This is a genomic window from Klebsiella sp. KP20-425-1 (genome assembly GCF_025813515.1).
GTDB lineage: Bacteria > Pseudomonadota > Gammaproteobacteria > Enterobacterales > Enterobacteriaceae > Klebsiella > Klebsiella pneumoniae.
Window position 1 is genome coordinate 2632551 of sequence record NZ_CP109614.1, and the last position, 13959, is coordinate 2646509.

Annotated in this window: 17 protein-coding genes and 3 pseudogenes; 12 read left to right on the forward strand and 8 right to left on the reverse strand. The window is 58.5% G+C overall.

Features of this window, described 5'->3' with window-relative positions; genetic code table 11:
- Positions 1 to 8: 8 nt before the first annotated feature.
- The 3 genes from OHJ17_RS12965 to OHJ17_RS12975 form a co-directional block, all read right to left on the reverse strand.
- On the reverse strand, positions 9 to 764 hold the full coding sequence (locus tag OHJ17_RS12965) for a VOC family protein (protein ID WP_004176214.1): 756 nt from the start codon (positions 762 to 764) through the stop codon (positions 9 to 11).
- 176 nt (positions 765 to 940) lie between these two features.
- The gene (locus OHJ17_RS12970; RefSeq protein WP_002904646.1) at positions 941 to 1252 is read right to left on the reverse strand and encodes a cupin domain-containing protein; all 312 of its coding nucleotides are present in this window, start codon (positions 1250 to 1252) and stop codon (positions 941 to 943) included.
- Between the two features lie 21 nt (positions 1253 to 1273).
- On the reverse strand, positions 1274 to 1537 hold the full coding sequence (locus tag OHJ17_RS12975; RefSeq protein WP_032433088.1) for a VF530 family protein: 264 nt from the start codon (positions 1535 to 1537) through the stop codon (positions 1274 to 1276).
- Between the two features lie 282 nt (positions 1538 to 1819).
- On the opposite strand from OHJ17_RS12975, the gene OHJ17_RS12980 reads away from it, so the two are divergent.
- Genes OHJ17_RS12980 through OHJ17_RS12995 form a run of 4 tightly spaced genes read left to right on the forward strand, consistent with a single transcriptional unit; the run spans position 1820 to position 5122 of the window.
- Positions 1820 to 2848 carry an isopenicillin N synthase family dioxygenase gene (locus OHJ17_RS12980; RefSeq protein ID WP_032103225.1) on the forward strand — a complete coding sequence of 343 codons (1029 nt, stop codon included), beginning with the start codon at positions 1820 to 1822 and terminating at the stop codon, positions 2846 to 2848.
- A 23-nt stretch (positions 2849 to 2871) separates the two neighbouring features.
- Positions 2872 to 3678, forward strand: a complete 807-nt coding sequence (locus tag OHJ17_RS12985; RefSeq protein WP_004143504.1) for a MetQ/NlpA family ABC transporter substrate-binding protein — start codon at positions 2872 to 2874, stop codon at positions 3676 to 3678.
- Entirely contained in the window at positions 3675 to 4466 is a 792-nt protein-coding gene (locus OHJ17_RS12990; RefSeq protein ID WP_004176216.1) for a methionine ABC transporter ATP-binding protein, read from the forward strand. Before OHJ17_RS12985 ends, OHJ17_RS12990 begins: the two co-directional genes overlap by 4 nt.
- Complete coding sequence (locus tag OHJ17_RS12995) at positions 4463 to 5122, forward strand: methionine ABC transporter permease (protein WP_072196916.1); 660 nt, start codon at positions 4463 to 4465, stop codon at positions 5120 to 5122. Before OHJ17_RS12990 ends, OHJ17_RS12995 begins: the two co-directional genes overlap by 4 nt.
- Before the next feature lie 10 nt (positions 5123 to 5132).
- Here OHJ17_RS12995 and OHJ17_RS13000 read toward each other — a convergent pair whose 3' ends face one another.
- Positions 5133 to 6191 (reverse strand): NAD(P)H-dependent flavin oxidoreductase, encoded by a 1059-nt coding sequence (locus OHJ17_RS13000; RefSeq protein WP_032420197.1) that lies wholly within the window; start codon positions 6189 to 6191, stop codon positions 5133 to 5135.
- Positions 6192 to 6280: 89 nt separating this feature from the next.
- Here OHJ17_RS13000 and OHJ17_RS13005 point away from each other — a divergent pair, with 89 nt between their 5' ends.
- On the forward strand, positions 6281 to 7126 hold the full coding sequence (locus OHJ17_RS13005; protein WP_025861917.1) for a LysR family transcriptional regulator: 846 nt from the start codon (positions 6281 to 6283) through the stop codon (positions 7124 to 7126).
- Here the strand turns inward: OHJ17_RS13005 and OHJ17_RS13010 are convergent.
- Complete coding sequence (locus OHJ17_RS13010) at positions 7123 to 8280, reverse strand: YbfB/YjiJ family MFS transporter (RefSeq protein ID WP_114504143.1); 1158 nt, start codon at positions 8278 to 8280, stop codon at positions 7123 to 7125. The two genes, OHJ17_RS13005 and OHJ17_RS13010, sit on opposite strands and share 4 nt — an antisense overlap.
- Before the next feature lie 207 nt (positions 8281 to 8487).
- On the opposite strand from OHJ17_RS13010, the gene OHJ17_RS13015 reads away from it, so the two are divergent.
- From OHJ17_RS13015 to OHJ17_RS13040, 6 genes are all read left to right on the forward strand, one after another.
- Positions 8488 to 8910 (forward strand): VOC family protein, encoded by a 423-nt coding sequence (locus OHJ17_RS13015; RefSeq protein ID WP_004213413.1) that lies wholly within the window; start codon positions 8488 to 8490, stop codon positions 8908 to 8910.
- A 155-nt stretch (positions 8911 to 9065) separates the two neighbouring features.
- On the forward strand, positions 9066 to 10253 hold the full coding sequence (locus OHJ17_RS13020) for an MFS transporter (RefSeq protein ID WP_032433086.1): 1188 nt from the start codon (positions 9066 to 9068) through the stop codon (positions 10251 to 10253).
- 228 nt (positions 10254 to 10481) lie between these two features.
- On the forward strand, positions 10482 to 10772 hold the full coding sequence (locus tag OHJ17_RS13025; RefSeq protein ID WP_002904624.1) for a hypothetical protein: 291 nt from the start codon (positions 10482 to 10484) through the stop codon (positions 10770 to 10772).
- A gap of 208 nt (positions 10773 to 10980) precedes the next feature.
- Positions 10981 to 11742 (forward strand): trans-aconitate 2-methyltransferase, encoded by a 762-nt coding sequence (gene tam, locus OHJ17_RS13030; protein ID WP_032433085.1) that lies wholly within the window; start codon positions 10981 to 10983, stop codon positions 11740 to 11742.
- A 160-nt stretch (positions 11743 to 11902) separates the two neighbouring features.
- Entirely contained in the window at positions 11903 to 12223 is a 321-nt protein-coding gene (locus tag OHJ17_RS13035) for a carboxymuconolactone decarboxylase family protein (protein ID WP_002904619.1), read from the forward strand.
- Positions 12214 to 12594: a tautomerase family protein gene (locus OHJ17_RS13040; RefSeq protein ID WP_009308902.1), complete on the forward strand. Its 381-nt coding sequence runs from the start codon at positions 12214 to 12216 to the stop codon at positions 12592 to 12594. Before OHJ17_RS13035 ends, OHJ17_RS13040 begins: the two co-directional genes overlap by 10 nt.
- 48 nt (positions 12595 to 12642) lie before the next feature.
- Here OHJ17_RS13040 and OHJ17_RS13045 read toward each other — a convergent pair.
- The 3 genes and pseudogenes from OHJ17_RS13045 to OHJ17_RS13055 all read right to left on the reverse strand — a co-directional run.
- Positions 12643 to 13125, reverse strand: a pseudogene (locus OHJ17_RS13045) (Hcp family type VI secretion system effector).
- Between the two features lie 18 nt (positions 13126 to 13143).
- Entirely contained in the window at positions 13144 to 13338 is a 195-nt protein-coding gene (locus tag OHJ17_RS13050; RefSeq protein ID WP_032433083.1) for a hypothetical protein, read from the reverse strand.
- A gap of 4 nt (positions 13339 to 13342) precedes the next feature.
- Positions 13343 to 13426 (reverse strand): annotated as a pseudogene (locus OHJ17_RS13055) (hypothetical protein); the annotation flags it as partial.
- 158 nt (positions 13427 to 13584) lie between these two features.
- Between OHJ17_RS13055 and OHJ17_RS13060 the strand changes: the two are divergent.
- Positions 13585 to 13769, forward strand: a pseudogene (locus OHJ17_RS13060) (tautomerase family protein); the annotation flags it as partial.
- Positions 13770 to 13959: the final 190 nt, after the last annotated feature.

The following is a 13959-nucleotide window of genomic DNA, read 5'->3' on the forward strand; positions in this document are numbered from 1 at the left end:
GTCAGCCTTTATGTAAAGCGATACACGCCGTTGCCGACACGAAAGCGCTGCCCCTTAAGCGCCGGGTTGGCGACGCGGAACACCAGTTCGGTCAGCTGGTTGGCAGCCCCTTCACGGAAGATAAATTGCTGGCCGCCCACGTCCAGTCCCTGCTCCCCCAGTGGCGGAAAGCCCAGCAGCGCCTGCCAGCGATCGCGCACCGCCTGCGGATTGACCACCTCGAACACCGCCTGCTCAAGCGTAATGTCGCCCAGCGGATGCGGCGCGTCCAGCCTCTGGGCGCGCAGCCGCGTCAGCCGGGTGGCGTCGTCTTCTCCCCACTGCAGCACAAAGGGATAGACCAGCCCGGCAGTGTCGCCATCGATGGTGAAGATCCGCCAGCGGATGATATTGCCCTGCGGATCGTTGCGCTGGCCATCGACAATCGGTGACACTGTCACCCCTGTGCGACGCAACTGGTCATGGGTGGCGTCGATGTCGTCGCTGCGCAGCGCCACCCGAAACAGCGCCTCATTCTCCGGCAGCAGCCGTGCGGCGTCGCGCGAAAGGAGGAATTTGTCCGTCGCGGCGCGCAGTTCGTCCGGGTCGGCAATGGCGAGGAATTCGATATACGTCAGGCCAAAATAGCTCAGCGCATTACGGGTTCCCCACCCCGGATGCCGCCCTCCGGCCACCGCCCGCAGCTGCTGCCCGGCAAAGATTTCAATCGCCGCTTCCGGCTGATTCACAAACTGTACGGCGTGGTCCCACTGTAAGGTTGCCATGATCTCTCCCGCGGTTGTGCCTGGTCAGGCGTCTGCGGCAAAAGATAGTGCCGGGATGATGGGATTGGCAAACAAGAATTAAATATATCGAAAGCAGGATAGGTAATTTATATCAACGCGGTATGTCGCATCTGACGGGCGATGAAACGGCGGGCAAAGAACCGCCCGCCGCGGGGTCAGACCGACCCTTCTTTCTCAATCACCAGAATACGCGCCGCCCCCTGCGGGTGGGCGACATGCTCGCATCCCACCCCGGCGTAGAAGATATCGCCGGCGTTTAGCATGATGATCTGCTCCTCGCCGTCGACTTTCACATGCATCGCCACCTGACCATCCATCACGGCAAACACCTCCTGACCATCATTGATGTGCCAGATATAGGGTTGGTCGGTCCAGTGTAGACGCACGGTGGTGCCGGAAAAATTGGCAATATCCAGCGCGCCCCACGCGCGGTCGGCGGTGAAATCTTTACTGCTCCAGCTCTGCATGATGGTGTCCTGTGGTAAGGGTTATTTTTTCTGCCAGTTTGCCCAGGGATCCGCTTTCTCCACCGGCGCGTCATCATCAAGGGAGGCGAGATACATAGCCTCCACCTCTTTGCGCGCCCACGGCGTCCGGCGGAGAAATTTGAGGCTGGACTTAATGCTGGGATCGCTTATAAAGCAGTTAATGTTGACCTGGCGGGCCATTTCCGCCCAACCATAGCGCGCCACCAGGGCATTGAGCAGCGCTTCCAGCGTCACGCCGTGCAGGGGATCTTTCGAGCTATGCATTACGATACGTCCGTTCCGCATTAAAAAGTGCGCCTACCTTACTGGCTCTCACCGACGGGCGCAACAGACTTCATTACGCGCTTCGCGCCTATATCTATTTAACGCAAAAGCACTGAACCCCGCGCGGTCATAAATTAGAAAATAACGTTATTGGTTGCTTATTTGGCCTTGAGGCAAGCTGTGTTCAGCCCCGGACAGAGGAAATCACCATGCGCTGCTGTTGTGCCCGAACCCAGAACCTGAATCTACCCATAACTTATTACCCCGTTTTCGGAGAACACAATGAACGCGACCACCCTGCCGATTCTCGACCTGGCCCGCTACGCGGACCCCGCGGATAAAGCGGCCTTCCTGGCCGACCTGCGTCATGCCGCCCGCGACATCGGCTTCTTCTATTTGATCAACCACGGTGTCGACGACGCGCTTCAATATGAAGTTCAGCGCCAGTCCCAGCGCTTTTTTGCTCTCGATGAGGCGCAAAAACAGCAGGTGGCGATGATCCACTCCCCCCATTTTCGCGGCTATAACCGCGCGGCCTCTGAGCTGACGCGCGGCCAGCCTGACTGGCGAGAACAGTTTGATATCGGCGCCGAACGTCCGGCGCTGACCCTCAGCGACGACGCCCCGCGCTGGCAGCGCCTGCAGGGTCCGAATCTGTGGCCTGCCGCTCTGCCGTCGCTTAAACCGGTATTACTTCACTGGCAACAGCAAATGACCCAGGTGGGCATCCGCCTGCTGCGCGCCTTTGCCGAAGCCCTGCAGCTCCCTGAGAATGCCTTTGACCGGCTCTACGGCGAGAAACCCAACGAGCATATCAAACTGATCCGCTATCCCGGCCAGCAGGAGACCCAAAGCAGCCAGGGCGTCGGCGCCCATAAAGATTCGGGGTTTCTCAGCTTCCTGCTGCAGGACGAGCAGAAAGGACTGCAGGTAGAGGTCGCGCCTGGAGAATGGATCGACGCCGTGCCGCTGGCCGGCAGCTTTGTGGTCAATATTGGCGAACTGCTGGAGCTGGCGACCAACGGATATTTGCGCGCTACCGTCCATCGCGTGGTGTCGCCGCCGGCGCAGCAGCAGCGCCTCTCCATCGCCTTCTTCCTCGGCGCCCAGCTTGACGCGGTGGTGCCGGTTTACACCCTGCCGCCCGAGCTGGCGCGTGAAGCACGAGGGCCGGACAGCGACCCGCACAATCCGCTGCTGCGCGATGTCGGCTGGAATTATCTCAAGGGCCGTCTGCGTTCCCATCCGGACGTGGCGGAACGCTACTATCAGGACGTGTTTCGCGAACGCGCCGAGCAATTGATCGTTTAACCATAACTAAAAAGGAACACACCATGAAATATGCCGCTTTTAAACTGGCAGGGGTCGCACTGTCTCTTTCTCTGGCATGGACGTCTGTCCAGGCTGCCGCGCTGCGCGTCGCCGCGGACCCGGTTCCCCACGCGGAGATCCTCAACTACATCAAAAAAATCGATCCCAGCCTCGATCTGAAGGTGGTGGAGCTGACCAGCGGGGTCAACGCCAATGAACTGCTGGCCAGTGGCGATGTGGATGCCAACTACTTCCAGCATGTCCCTTACCTGAAGGATCAGGAGAAAGCGCTGGGTAAAACCTTTGCCGTCGCGGCCACCGTGCATATTGAGCCGCTGGGGATCTATTCGCATAAGCATAAAGATTTCTCATCACTGCCGGAAAACGCCACCGTGGCGGTGCCGAATAACACCACCAACCTGAGCCGGGCGCTGTTCCTGCTGCAGGCGCAGAAGCTTATCAAGCTGGACCCCAAATTTACCGACCCGGCCACCACCCTGGCGACGCCGAAGGATATTGTCGAGAACCCGAAACACCTGAAGATTCTGGAGATTGAATCGCCGCAGATCCCGCGCTCCCTCGACGATGTCGACCTGGCGGTGATTAACGGTAACTACGCGCTGGAAGCCGGCCTGGTGCCAGCGAAGGATGCCCTGGGGCTGGAAAGCGCCGAGCATAACCCGTACGCCAATATTCTGGTGACCACCCCAGCCCTGGCGAATGACCCGCGCATTAAGGCGCTGGCGAAAGATCTGACCTCGCCGCAGGTGGCGGAGTTTATCCGTAAAACCTACAACGGCTCGGTGATCCCGGTGGCCCCTCAGTCATGATAACCATCGAAGGGCTGAGCAAAACCTACGCCGGAACCGGCCGACCGGCGCTGAACGATATCGCGTTGCAGATACCGAAAGGGGCAATATACGGCATTCTCGGGCGCAGTGGCGCCGGCAAAAGTACGCTCATCCGCTGTCTCAATTTACTGGAGCGGCCCACCTCGGGCCGCATTCTGGTGAACGGACAGGATATTACCCAGTTGAACAAGGCGGCGCTGCGGGATTATCGCCTGCGCACCGGGATGATTTTCCAGCACTTCAATCTGCTGCATGCCCGCACCGTCGCTGACAACGTCGCGGTGCCGCTGGAGATTGCCGGAGTGCCGAGGGCCGCTCGCGAGGCCCGGGTGCGCGAACTGCTGGCGCTGGTGGATCTCAGCGAAAAGGCCGCCGCCTTCCCGTCGCAGCTTTCCGGTGGGCAAAAACAGCGCGTCGGCATCGCCCGGGCGCTGGCCGCCCGGCCGGAAGTGCTGCTGTGCGATGAGGCGACCAGTGCGCTGGATCCCGAGACCACCGCCTCGGTGCTGGCCCTGCTGGCGGATATTAACCAGCGCCTCAATCTGACCATTGTGCTGATTACGCACCAGCTGGAGGTGGTGAAAACCATCTGTGACCACGCGGCGCTGCTGGAACAGGGCGAGATTGTCGAAAGCGGTAAACTCGCCGACCTGCTGGTGACCCCATGGTCGCGGCTGCGCCAGTCGCTGCTGCACGACCCGCAGGCTGAACAGGAATTTCTTACCCGCCACGGCGTTCAGGGGAGGCCATTATGCGGAGTAGCATGAGCTGGGAAGATTTGTGGCCGTTATTACTCGACGGCACGCTGGATACGCTTTATATGGTGGGCCTGGCGACCCTGTTTACCGTGCTGATCGGGCTGCCCACCGGCGTGCTGTTGTTTATTTCCCGCGCCAACGGGCTGGCGCCGATGCCGAAACTGAACGCGCTGTTAGGCGCGGTGATCAACATCGGCAGGTCGCTGCCGTTTATCGTGCTGCTGATCGCCCTGATCCCCTTTACCCGCCTGATCGTCGGCACCACGCTGGGCAGTACCGCCGCCATCGTGCCGGTGACCATCGGCGCCTTTCCGTTCTTTGCCCGTCTGACGGAAAACGCGCTCGACGAGGTGGACTACGGGAGAATTGAAGCCATTCTGTCGATGGGCGGCAACGTCTGGCACGTCATTTTTAAATCCCTGCTGCCGGAAGCCCTGCCAACGCTGCTGGCCGGGATCACGCTGACCATCGTGATGCTGATTGGTTTCTCCTCCATGGCCGGTGTGATCGGCGGTGGTGGACTCGGCGACCTCGCCATCCGCTACGGCTATCAGCGGTTTAATAATGAAGTCATGTTTGGCACAGTGCTGATCCTGGTGGCGATGGTCCAGGGGGTGCAAATGGCCGGCGATCGGCTGGTGCGCCGCCTGGCCCACCGCCGCTAGCCGTCAGTCATTAGTTCCAGCCGCTCTCTTCCGCCAGCTGGCGGATCAGAGTGGCGGCGTCACACTCGCGGATCAACCCCACCCCCTGCCCGGCCCAGTGGGCGCCATACTCATGGACGCCCTGGGCTTTCGCGGCGGCGGCCAGCGCTTTGCCGATATCATACGCCAGCGGATAATCCGGCACGGCGCTCGCCGGATAGCCTTCCCCCAGCGCACAGAAGGCATTCGCCAGACAGCGTGCCGGACGCCCGGATATCGCGGAGGTCAGCACCGTACGCCCGTCAAGACTGTTGTGGATCGCCGCGCGGTAGCCGGCGTCGGCGGCCGATTCCGGACACAGTAAAAACGCCGTACCGAGCTGTACGCCCTGCGCCCCCAACTGCATCACGCTGGCGATCCCCGCTCCGTCCATGATGCCTCCGGCGGCCACCACCGGGATGGTTAGTCGACGCCGCAGAAGTTGCACCAGGGTGAAGGTGCTCAGCTGCGCGTCAGGCGCCTGCGGAGCAAAGATCCCCCGGTGCCCGCCCGCCTCATAGCCCTGAGCGACCACCACGTCGATCCCCTGCTGTTCAATCAGCAGCGCCTCCTGGAGCGAAGCCGCTGTCGCCAGGGTAACGATCCCCTGCCGCCGCAGACGCTGGATCGTCTCACCTTCAGGAAGACCAAAATGAAAGCTCACCACCGCCGGCGACAGGTCGAGAAGCAGCTCCAGCATCGGCGCATGACCGATAAATGTCTGGTAGATCTCGCTTAACGAATCCGGTGGCGTACTGCCATAGCGGGCAAAATGGGGACGTAATGTTGTTGCCCAGTCGGCTTCCCGCCGGGCGTCGCGCCGGGGCGGCGCATGGCAGAACAGATTGACATTGAACGGACGGTCCGTCAGCTGGCGGGTGGCGACTATCATCGCTTCCGCCTGGGCAACGGTTGAAGCGCCCAGCCCCAGCGAGCCCAGCGCGCCGGCATTACTTACCGCGGCAGCCAGCGCGGGGGTGGAGACGCCCGCCATCGGGGCCTGAATCAGGGGATAATCAATATCAAGAAGCGAAAGCAGCGGGTTGCTCATGGTTTCCTCATGCATTAACGATGCCGGAGGCTTACCATCTCCTTTAAAGATGGTAAGATCAACATTATTATCGTATTGAGAAGAAAAATATGAACCACAGCACACTCGAGATCTTCATTCAGGTGGCAGAAACGCAGAGCGTCACCCAGGCAGCAAAACGGCTGGGCCGCGCACAGTCCAATATCACGACCCGCATTCAGCAGCTGGAAGAGGAGCTTGCCGTTGAGCTCTTCGTTCGCGGCAACAAAAAAATGGTGTTGTCCCCGGCAGGCGTGCAGTTTCTCAGCTATGCCCGGCGGATCCTGAGCCTGGCGGAAGAGGCAAAGCAGGCTCTGCATCCGACAACCCCAGGCGGCAGTCTGCGTCTGGGCGCGATGGAGGCGACCGCCGCCAGCCGGCTGCCGCCGCTGCTTACCCGCTTCCAACAGCAGTGCCCGCAGGTGGATATCACCCTCATCACCCAACCGACCCGCCAGTTAACCGAGGGGGTGTTAACCGCCGCCCTTGATGCCGCGCTGGTCTGCCTGCCGCCAGGGGCCGATGGGCAACCGGCCTGTCCCGCCGAGCTGGCATTCACCCCGGTGTTTTATGAAACCCTGATGCTGGTCCGTCCGCAGACCCCGGGTCCGCTGCGGTTTGCGGCATTTGCCAGCGGCTGCAGCTACCGCGCGCTGGGAGAACGCTGGCTGGCGGAACAGCAGGCGGCCGTCGAGGTGCATGAGGTCAATTCCTATCACAGCATGCTTGCCTGCGTGGCGTCCGGGCGCTACGCCTGCCTGCTGCCGGAGAGCGTGCTGTCGCTGATGACGCTTCCCGAAAACTGCCTTAGCGAACCGCTGTGCGAGGCGACCACCCAGCTTATCTGGCGCAGCGGCTTGAGCGCCCCCGCCCTGAGCGAGTGGCGCAAGCTGCTGCAAAGCGTGGCGATTGGCTAAGCCTGGCGTTCGGTAAAGACCAGCCCTGCGGCAATCAGCAGCGCCAGCGCCGCGGCATAGAGCGCCGGGTTAAATGAAGCCGCGATCTGATACAGCGCGCCGGCGATAAGCGGCCCGGCAATCTGTCCCACACCGTACAGTGCAGTCATCGCGGCAATCATATTGAAGCTCACCTGATGGCTGAGACTTTTCGCCTTCGGTAGCGCAATGGTTACGGTGCCCATAAAGGTAAAGCCCACCAAAAGCGCGCTTAGCACGCAAAACAGCAATGAAGCGCTGCAGGCTGGAAGGATCACGCCAAGCGCCTGGACGAGCAGGTTGCGGGTCAGCGCTTGCCGGTATCCCCACTTTAGCACCAGCTTATGCCAGATGAGGCAGGACGGCGCGGCCGCCAGACCAAACAGCGCCCACAGATGGACCGGGTCAACGCTCTGCAGCGAACCGGACAGAAACAACGGCAGATAAGTGGCGGTGATGATATAGCCGAAGCCCGCCAGACCGTAAACCATCAAGAGTCGCCACGCCGCGTGACGGGTATCGCTCCCGGACGCAGGCAGGGAGGTCTCAACATGGGAAACCCTCACCAGTGCAGCCGGCGGAGTCAGTAGCCAACGGATCGCCAGCGCCAGCAGCAGACCGGCGCATAATGCGCAGAGCAGCCAGATCTGCTGGCTGGTGAGGTTCAGGGCATGTCCAAGGGCGATCCCCTCCGCGGAGATAAATATCCCCAGCCCCACCCCGGCATACAGCAACGGCGCCCCGTGATGATGCCCCATATGTTCCAGCAGCCACAGCGAACCTGCAATTAGCGTTATCGCGCTCAGCGCGCCGGCGACGGCGCGCAGCGTAATAATGGTCCACGGCGAGCTCACCCAGGCCAGCAGCGCCAGGCTGGCGATGGTCAACCCGGCGGAGATAATACTCAGTCGGGTGGCGGCCCCAGGCTGCACCCGCGCCAGCAGCAACGCACCGACCAGATAGCCAGCGTAATTGGCCGACGCGGCGAGATTGCCCTCGTGCAGGGTTAACAGACCTTCATTAGGCATAAGCGGCAGCACGCCGGTGAAGGCAAAGCGCCCGTAGCCCATGCCGATCATCAGTACTATCGATCCAGCCAGTGCCAGCCATAAGGCCTGGCGCGATTGGTTATTCATCCACCACCCCACAATGATTCTCAATTTAAGAATAATAAGATTGAATTATTCTTTTTTTATTATGATGAAGAGGTATTGTTGGCGCAAGGCGGATGTTAATCCGCTATGGTATTTACAGAGAGAAGGTGGCGCCTGGGCACGTCTTAACACACGCCGGGCCGATTTACCGGTACAGTATCAACTCAACTTATGCTCACGGGAGTCATTATGTCGTTCTGTCATATGCGCATTGCCAGGCCGGTCAGTGAACTGGACACCACCGCCAGCATGTATTGCGCCGGGCTGGGACTCGAGCAGCTCGGCAGCTTTACCGATCATGAAGGATTCAGCGGGATAATGCTCGGCGCGCCCGAAGCGGGCTGGCATCTGGAATTCACCCACTGCCGCCACCATCCCGTCACCCCCTCGCCAGGCGATGAAGATCTGCTGGTGCTGTACTATCCACAGCAGGCGGCATGGGAGGCACAGTGCGCAGCCATGGACGCCGCCGGATTTCTGCGCGTTACGGCGTTTAACCCTTACTGGGAGGTCAATGGCGTCACTTTCGTCGACCGGGACGGCTACCGCACGGTATTGCAAAACCGCGCCTGGGGCATGGTGTGTGATTCGTCGGGTATGGCGGCGAGCTGACGCTGAGCGAGGCGGGCGTTAAGCGCTGTAAAAGCAGTTATTTACATTCGTACAAATATCGTTCCCGTCGGTTACCGATAAAACGCTGTCGCGCCTCGCCAGCGTCCTCACGGCGCGCTATGCTACACATCCCGTTGTATTAACCTCTTATCCCTATGAGCACTTCCGTCAGCACTACACAACTCAATTTGCGCATTATTTCGATCGTTGTTTTTACCTGTATCTGCTATCTCTCCATTGGTCTGCCGCTGGCCGTACTGCCGGGCTATATTCACTATCAGCTGGGCTACAGCACCTTTGTGGCCGGAATTGTGATCAGTCTGCAGTACATATCGACGCTGATAAGCCGGCCGCACGCCGGGCGCTACACCGATATCTGGGGGCCGAAAAAAGTGGTCAGCCTTGGGATCGTCTGCTGCCTGCTCAGTGGCGCCTTCACGCTACTGGCGGTAGTCCTGCAGGCAACGCCGATGCTGGCCATTGCCGCGCTGCTGGCGGGCCGGGTGTTTCTCGGCGTCGGCGAGAGCTTTACCGCCACCGGCGCCACCCTGTGGGGGATCAAAACCGTCGGCGCGATCCACACGTCACGGGTTATCTCCTGGAACGGCGTGGCGACCTATGTGGCGATGGCGGTCGGGGCGCCGCTGGGAGTTACCCTCAATCACTATTTTGGCATCAGCGGCTTTGCTACGGTGGTAGTGCTGGTCGCGGCCATCGGTCTGCTGTTCGCTCGTACCCGCCAGGACGTCAAGGTGACCGCCGGCGCCAGAGCGCCCTTTCACGCGGTGGTGCGAAAAATCTGGCCTTACGGCCTGGGGCTGGCCTTTGGCACCGTCGGTTTCGGCGTTATCGCCACCTTTATCACCCTCTACTTCGCCGCGCACAGCTGGCAGGGCGCCGCGTTTACCCTTTCGCTGTTCAGCGTCGGCTTTATCTGCGTTCGCCTGGTGCTGGGAAATACCATTACCCGCTTTGGCGGAGTCCCGGTCTCCCTGGCCTGCTTCATCATCGAAAGTCTCGGCCTGCTGCTTATCTGGCTGGCGCCATCAGCATGGATGGCCGGCGTCGGCGCCTTTCTCACCGGTTCGGGTTTCTCGCTGGTCTTTCCGGCTTTAGGAGTTGAGGCGGTAAAACAGGTGGAAGAGCAAAATCAGGGAACCGCCCTCGGCACCTACTCGGCGTTTCTTGATCTGGCGCTGGGCCTGACCGGGCCACTGGCCGGCTGGGTCGCCGGGTTCTACGATCTCGCCACGCTGTATATGCTGGCGGCGATCGTGGTGGCGCTCGCATTCCTGCTGATTTTCCGCGTACATCGGCAACAGCGGCTTGTCGCCAGAGAGTAGTGTGGCTCGGCTCGCGGGCCGCCGCGGTCCGATGACGCCGGCAAAAAATGAATCGGCAATTGACGACGATTCGGCTTCCGTGCCAACATCCCGTCAGCGTCTGGCAACAGATGCATGGACGGTACTGGTAGACAACAGAGTTCGCGCAACGATCCAGCCCGGTACCGTAGTCCAATCCGAATCACTGACCCACACGGTGAATTCCTGATTCTGGCGGGAAACACAGACATGCACCAAAGTTTTAATCAGCGCGTTCATTTCTATTACTGCGTCCTGGTCGCGCTGAAGATGCACGGAAAATCGAAAAAAGCGGGTGGTATCAGGGGAAAGAATAACTTTCTGCTGAAATGGCTGCGCCGGGCGCAGGATAACAACATTTTTCCTCCCGATATCACCAGTGAAATCGAATGGCTGCGAGGAAAAATTATTCAGGCTGGCTATGACACCGATCTCGAGCCGATGCTGGATTTTGTCTACGCCACCGCCAGCCGCGCCGAGGCGCTCAAAAACGCCGAATAGGCTCCTGCGCCCGCCACGGGCGCAGAGACGTTCCCTGCCATGTCTCAATCCCAGGTTCGGCCAACAGCGCAGGCGCAATCCAGCCACGTTCTATTTTGTGACACTGTCACGCACAAAGGTGACCGCTGAGGTTCATTAACCGCTGACATGCCGCCTGACGCGTTCTATGCTTTACCCTGTCTCCCTCCTCACACAGGAACTGCACCCGATGGCCGACTGGAATCCTTCGTTGTATCTGCAATTTGACGCTGAACGTACCCGCCCCGCGGCCGACCTGCTCTCGCGTATTGCCCATCTGCAGGTCGAGCACGCCGTCGACCTCGGCTGCGGGCCGGGAAACAGCACCCGCCTGCTACGCGCCGCCTGGCCGTTGGCGACGATCGTCGGTATCGATAACTCCCCGGCCATGCTGGTCCAGGCGGCGCAGGCCTTACCCGACTGCGAATTCATTGATGCCGATATTGCCCGCTGGCGGCCTGCGCAACCGCCAGATGTGATCTATGCCAACGCCTCTCTGCAGTGGCTGACGGATCATGAGACGCTTTTCCCCCATCTGGTAAACCAGCTGGCGGACAACGGAACGCTGGCAGTGCAGATGCCGGATAACTGGCAGGAACCTTCCCATACCCTGATGCGTCAGGTTGCCAGCGAGATGGGGTTGCCGGACCGTGGACGCCAGCCGTTACTCCCGCCCGCCGCCTGGTACGATCTGCTCAGCCGCCAGGGTTGCGAAGTTGATATCTGGCGCACCACCTATTTTCATCCCCTTGCTTCTCATCAGGCGATTGTCGACTGGCTGCAGGGCACCGGGTTACGCCCCTATCTGGCAGGCCTGGACGAGCAGGCCGGAAGCGCGTTTCTCACACGCTATCTCGCATTGCTGGCCACACACTACCCGTTACAGTGTAACGGGAAGGTGCTCCTGCGTTTCCCACGGCTGTTTATCGTGGCGCGAAAGATCGCCGCCTGACCGTTGGGATAGGTGGGCAGAAAAGCGGAGTGATGAAAGGTGTAAAGGAACGGCTATACCATCCTGATTTTCAGGATTGATAATCCCGAACGTTGCGATATTCAATATCTTAGTCAGCGTGCGACAGTGATGACTCCTTTAACCTGCAAAGAGAACCACTATGAGTACTCCTCCTGTCGATCGCCGAACGCTGGCTGCTATCGCGCCAAAGCTAGCCGAGCTTACCGAAACGGTGCTGTTTGGCGATATCTGGGCGCGGAGCGAGCTGTCGCCCCGCGAACGCAGCCTGATCACCCTTTCCGCCCTGACGGCGCAGGGCAAAACTGAACAGCTGCCGTGGCACATCGCGTTCGGCTATCAGAATGGCCTGAGCCGGGAAGAAATTGTCGAATTGTTTACCCATCTGGCGTTCTATGCCGGTTGGCCGGCTGCGGCCAGCGCCCTGACCTGTCTGAACGCGCAGGAGGCGTCATGCCCCTGACCCGAATTTCGCTTGGCACCGCCTGGCATCCCGCGGAGTTTGCTCAATTGTCGGCGCTCTTTCATGAGTGTCTGGTGGCGGAGTTCGACGTTCCGTCAGCAGACAGATTTCAGTTTATCGAACGGGCCGCCGATGAGCAGCGCATTTACGACCCGCACTACCTCAGCGAAGGACGCAGCGCCCGCTTCGTGCTGTTTCATATTTTCGCTGGAAAACCGCGCAGCCGGGCGCAGAAACAGGGACTCTATCGTCGGCTCTGCGCGCGGTTAGACGATGAGATGGCGGTCAGCCCGCAGGACGTGATGGTGGTTATCCAGTTTAACCAACTGGAGGACTGGAGTTTTAGCGCAGGGAAGATGGCGGATGAATGAGACAGGCGGCGCCGCAAGAGGCGCCGCGTTTCAGCACTATATCATTTGCTACCATGCACAACAGCGATCGTTCCATGAATCACGATACATGATGTTCCCTTCTGTGTATATCCAGGTGATCGTCTCATAACGGAAATCAATGTCTTCAAGGTGAGTACTTGTCATTCCGGCCGGATGTAAATTTGGTGTGATTGTCGTAATCTTAATATTCGCCATCGCTATGTTAAAATATTCAACCTCCAGTCCCGCCTCATTTATTCTGTACATTTTTAGCGTTGCCGATCTTAATGTTCGACCTTCACAAAGAGCCCTAAATAACAAAAGTGTTGTTCTGTCAAACTCTTTTTGAATTTTAACCGGTGTATGAAGACGGGTTCCCGTCAGCTTTCCTGTATTATTATCGGTAGGTAATCAAACATGATGATTCACTGCGCGCAATTCGATGGAACCCGTGCGTGTGGGCATCAGGCAAGAACCTATAATAGGCGAATCATTCTCATCAGTTAACCATAAACATGCTGGATTTGACATTACCCCTCCTCTTTCATATCAGTTTTTAACTTTAAACCAAACGACAACGTGAAACCCAATGATTAATAAAACATAAAGTCCTATTAAGTTAATGGCAATATCAGGAAAAAGAGAGACTGCAATCATGCTAAATATAATGATTAATAATACAATACCCCATCCCCATAAAAAAAGAATGAATTCTTCTTTTAACCATCTTTTCAAGAAATCCATCCATTCACCTCATTAATTTAATAAGTAATTCAGCAAGTTCATCATCAGAAATAATCATCGGATTTAAATAAGGAACGCCTGTGATGACAGATTAGATCATTCATTGTTCCGGCACATATTTCTTATGTTCATCTGGCCTTTCAATATACTTATAAAACGATGGCCTTGATAGTAATATTGACTCTACTCTTTTGTTTATATTCCCTCGCACCCTGCCCGGTTTAAAATATCTCGGTTAGCTATTACTTCGTATTGTTTCATATTTTCGCTGGAAAACCGCGCAGCCGGGCGCAGAAACAGGGACTCTATCGTCGGCTCTGCGCGCGGTTAGACGATGAGATGGCGGTCAGCCCGCAGGACGTGTGGTGGTTATCCAGTTTAACCAACTGGAGGACTGGAGTTTTAGCGCAGGGAAGATGGCGGATGAATGAGACAGGCGGCGCCGCAAGAGGCGCCGCGTTTCAGATGATATAATTTACTACCACGCGAGATGATGCACCAGCGAGAGATCCCAGGCCGTTGCCAATAGCGAAAGAAACATAATCACATTGACCACTGTTTCAAGACGTTTTTCCATCGTTGCTTCTCCTGAGCCTGTTTCCCCTGTTATAGCGGGAAAAG

Coding starts and splice junctions, on each gene's coding strand:
- OHJ17_RS12965 (WP_004176214.1), bottom strand. CDS start 764: ATGGCAACCTTACAGTGGGACCACGCCGTACAGTTTGTGAATCAGCCG.
- OHJ17_RS12970 (WP_002904646.1), bottom strand. CDS start 1,252: ATGCAGAGCTGGAGCAGTAAAGATTTCACCGCCGACCGCGCGTGGGGC.
- OHJ17_RS12975 (WP_032433088.1), bottom strand. CDS start 1,537: ATGCATAGCTCGAAAGATCCCCTGCACGGCGTGACGCTGGAAGCGCTG.
- OHJ17_RS12980 (WP_032103225.1), top strand. CDS start 1,820: ATGAACGCGACCACCCTGCCGATTCTCGACCTGGCCCGCTACGCGGAC.
- OHJ17_RS12985 (WP_004143504.1), top strand. CDS start 2,872: ATGAAATATGCCGCTTTTAAACTGGCAGGGGTCGCACTGTCTCTTTCT.
- OHJ17_RS12990 (WP_004176216.1), top strand. CDS start 3,675: ATGATAACCATCGAAGGGCTGAGCAAAACCTACGCCGGAACCGGCCGA.
- OHJ17_RS12995 (WP_072196916.1), top strand. CDS start 4,463: ATGAGCTGGGAAGATTTGTGGCCGTTATTACTCGACGGCACGCTGGAT.
- OHJ17_RS13000 (WP_032420197.1), bottom strand. CDS start 6,191: ATGAGCAACCCGCTGCTTTCGCTTCTTGATATTGATTATCCCCTGATT.
- OHJ17_RS13005 (WP_025861917.1), top strand. CDS start 6,281: ATGAACCACAGCACACTCGAGATCTTCATTCAGGTGGCAGAAACGCAG.
- OHJ17_RS13010 (WP_114504143.1), bottom strand. CDS start 8,280: ATGAATAACCAATCGCGCCAGGCCTTATGGCTGGCACTGGCTGGATCG.
- OHJ17_RS13015 (WP_004213413.1), top strand. CDS start 8,488: ATGTCGTTCTGTCATATGCGCATTGCCAGGCCGGTCAGTGAACTGGAC.
- OHJ17_RS13020 (WP_032433086.1), top strand. CDS start 9,066: ATGAGCACTTCCGTCAGCACTACACAACTCAATTTGCGCATTATTTCG.
- OHJ17_RS13025 (WP_002904624.1), top strand. CDS start 10,482: ATGCACCAAAGTTTTAATCAGCGCGTTCATTTCTATTACTGCGTCCTG.
- tam (WP_032433085.1), top strand. CDS start 10,981: ATGGCCGACTGGAATCCTTCGTTGTATCTGCAATTTGACGCTGAACGT.
- OHJ17_RS13035 (WP_002904619.1), top strand. CDS start 11,903: ATGAGTACTCCTCCTGTCGATCGCCGAACGCTGGCTGCTATCGCGCCA.
- OHJ17_RS13040 (WP_009308902.1), top strand. CDS start 12,214: ATGCCCCTGACCCGAATTTCGCTTGGCACCGCCTGGCATCCCGCGGAG.
- OHJ17_RS13050 (WP_032433083.1), bottom strand. CDS start 13,338: ATGGATTTCTTGAAAAGATGGTTAAAAGAAGAATTCATTCTTTTTTTA.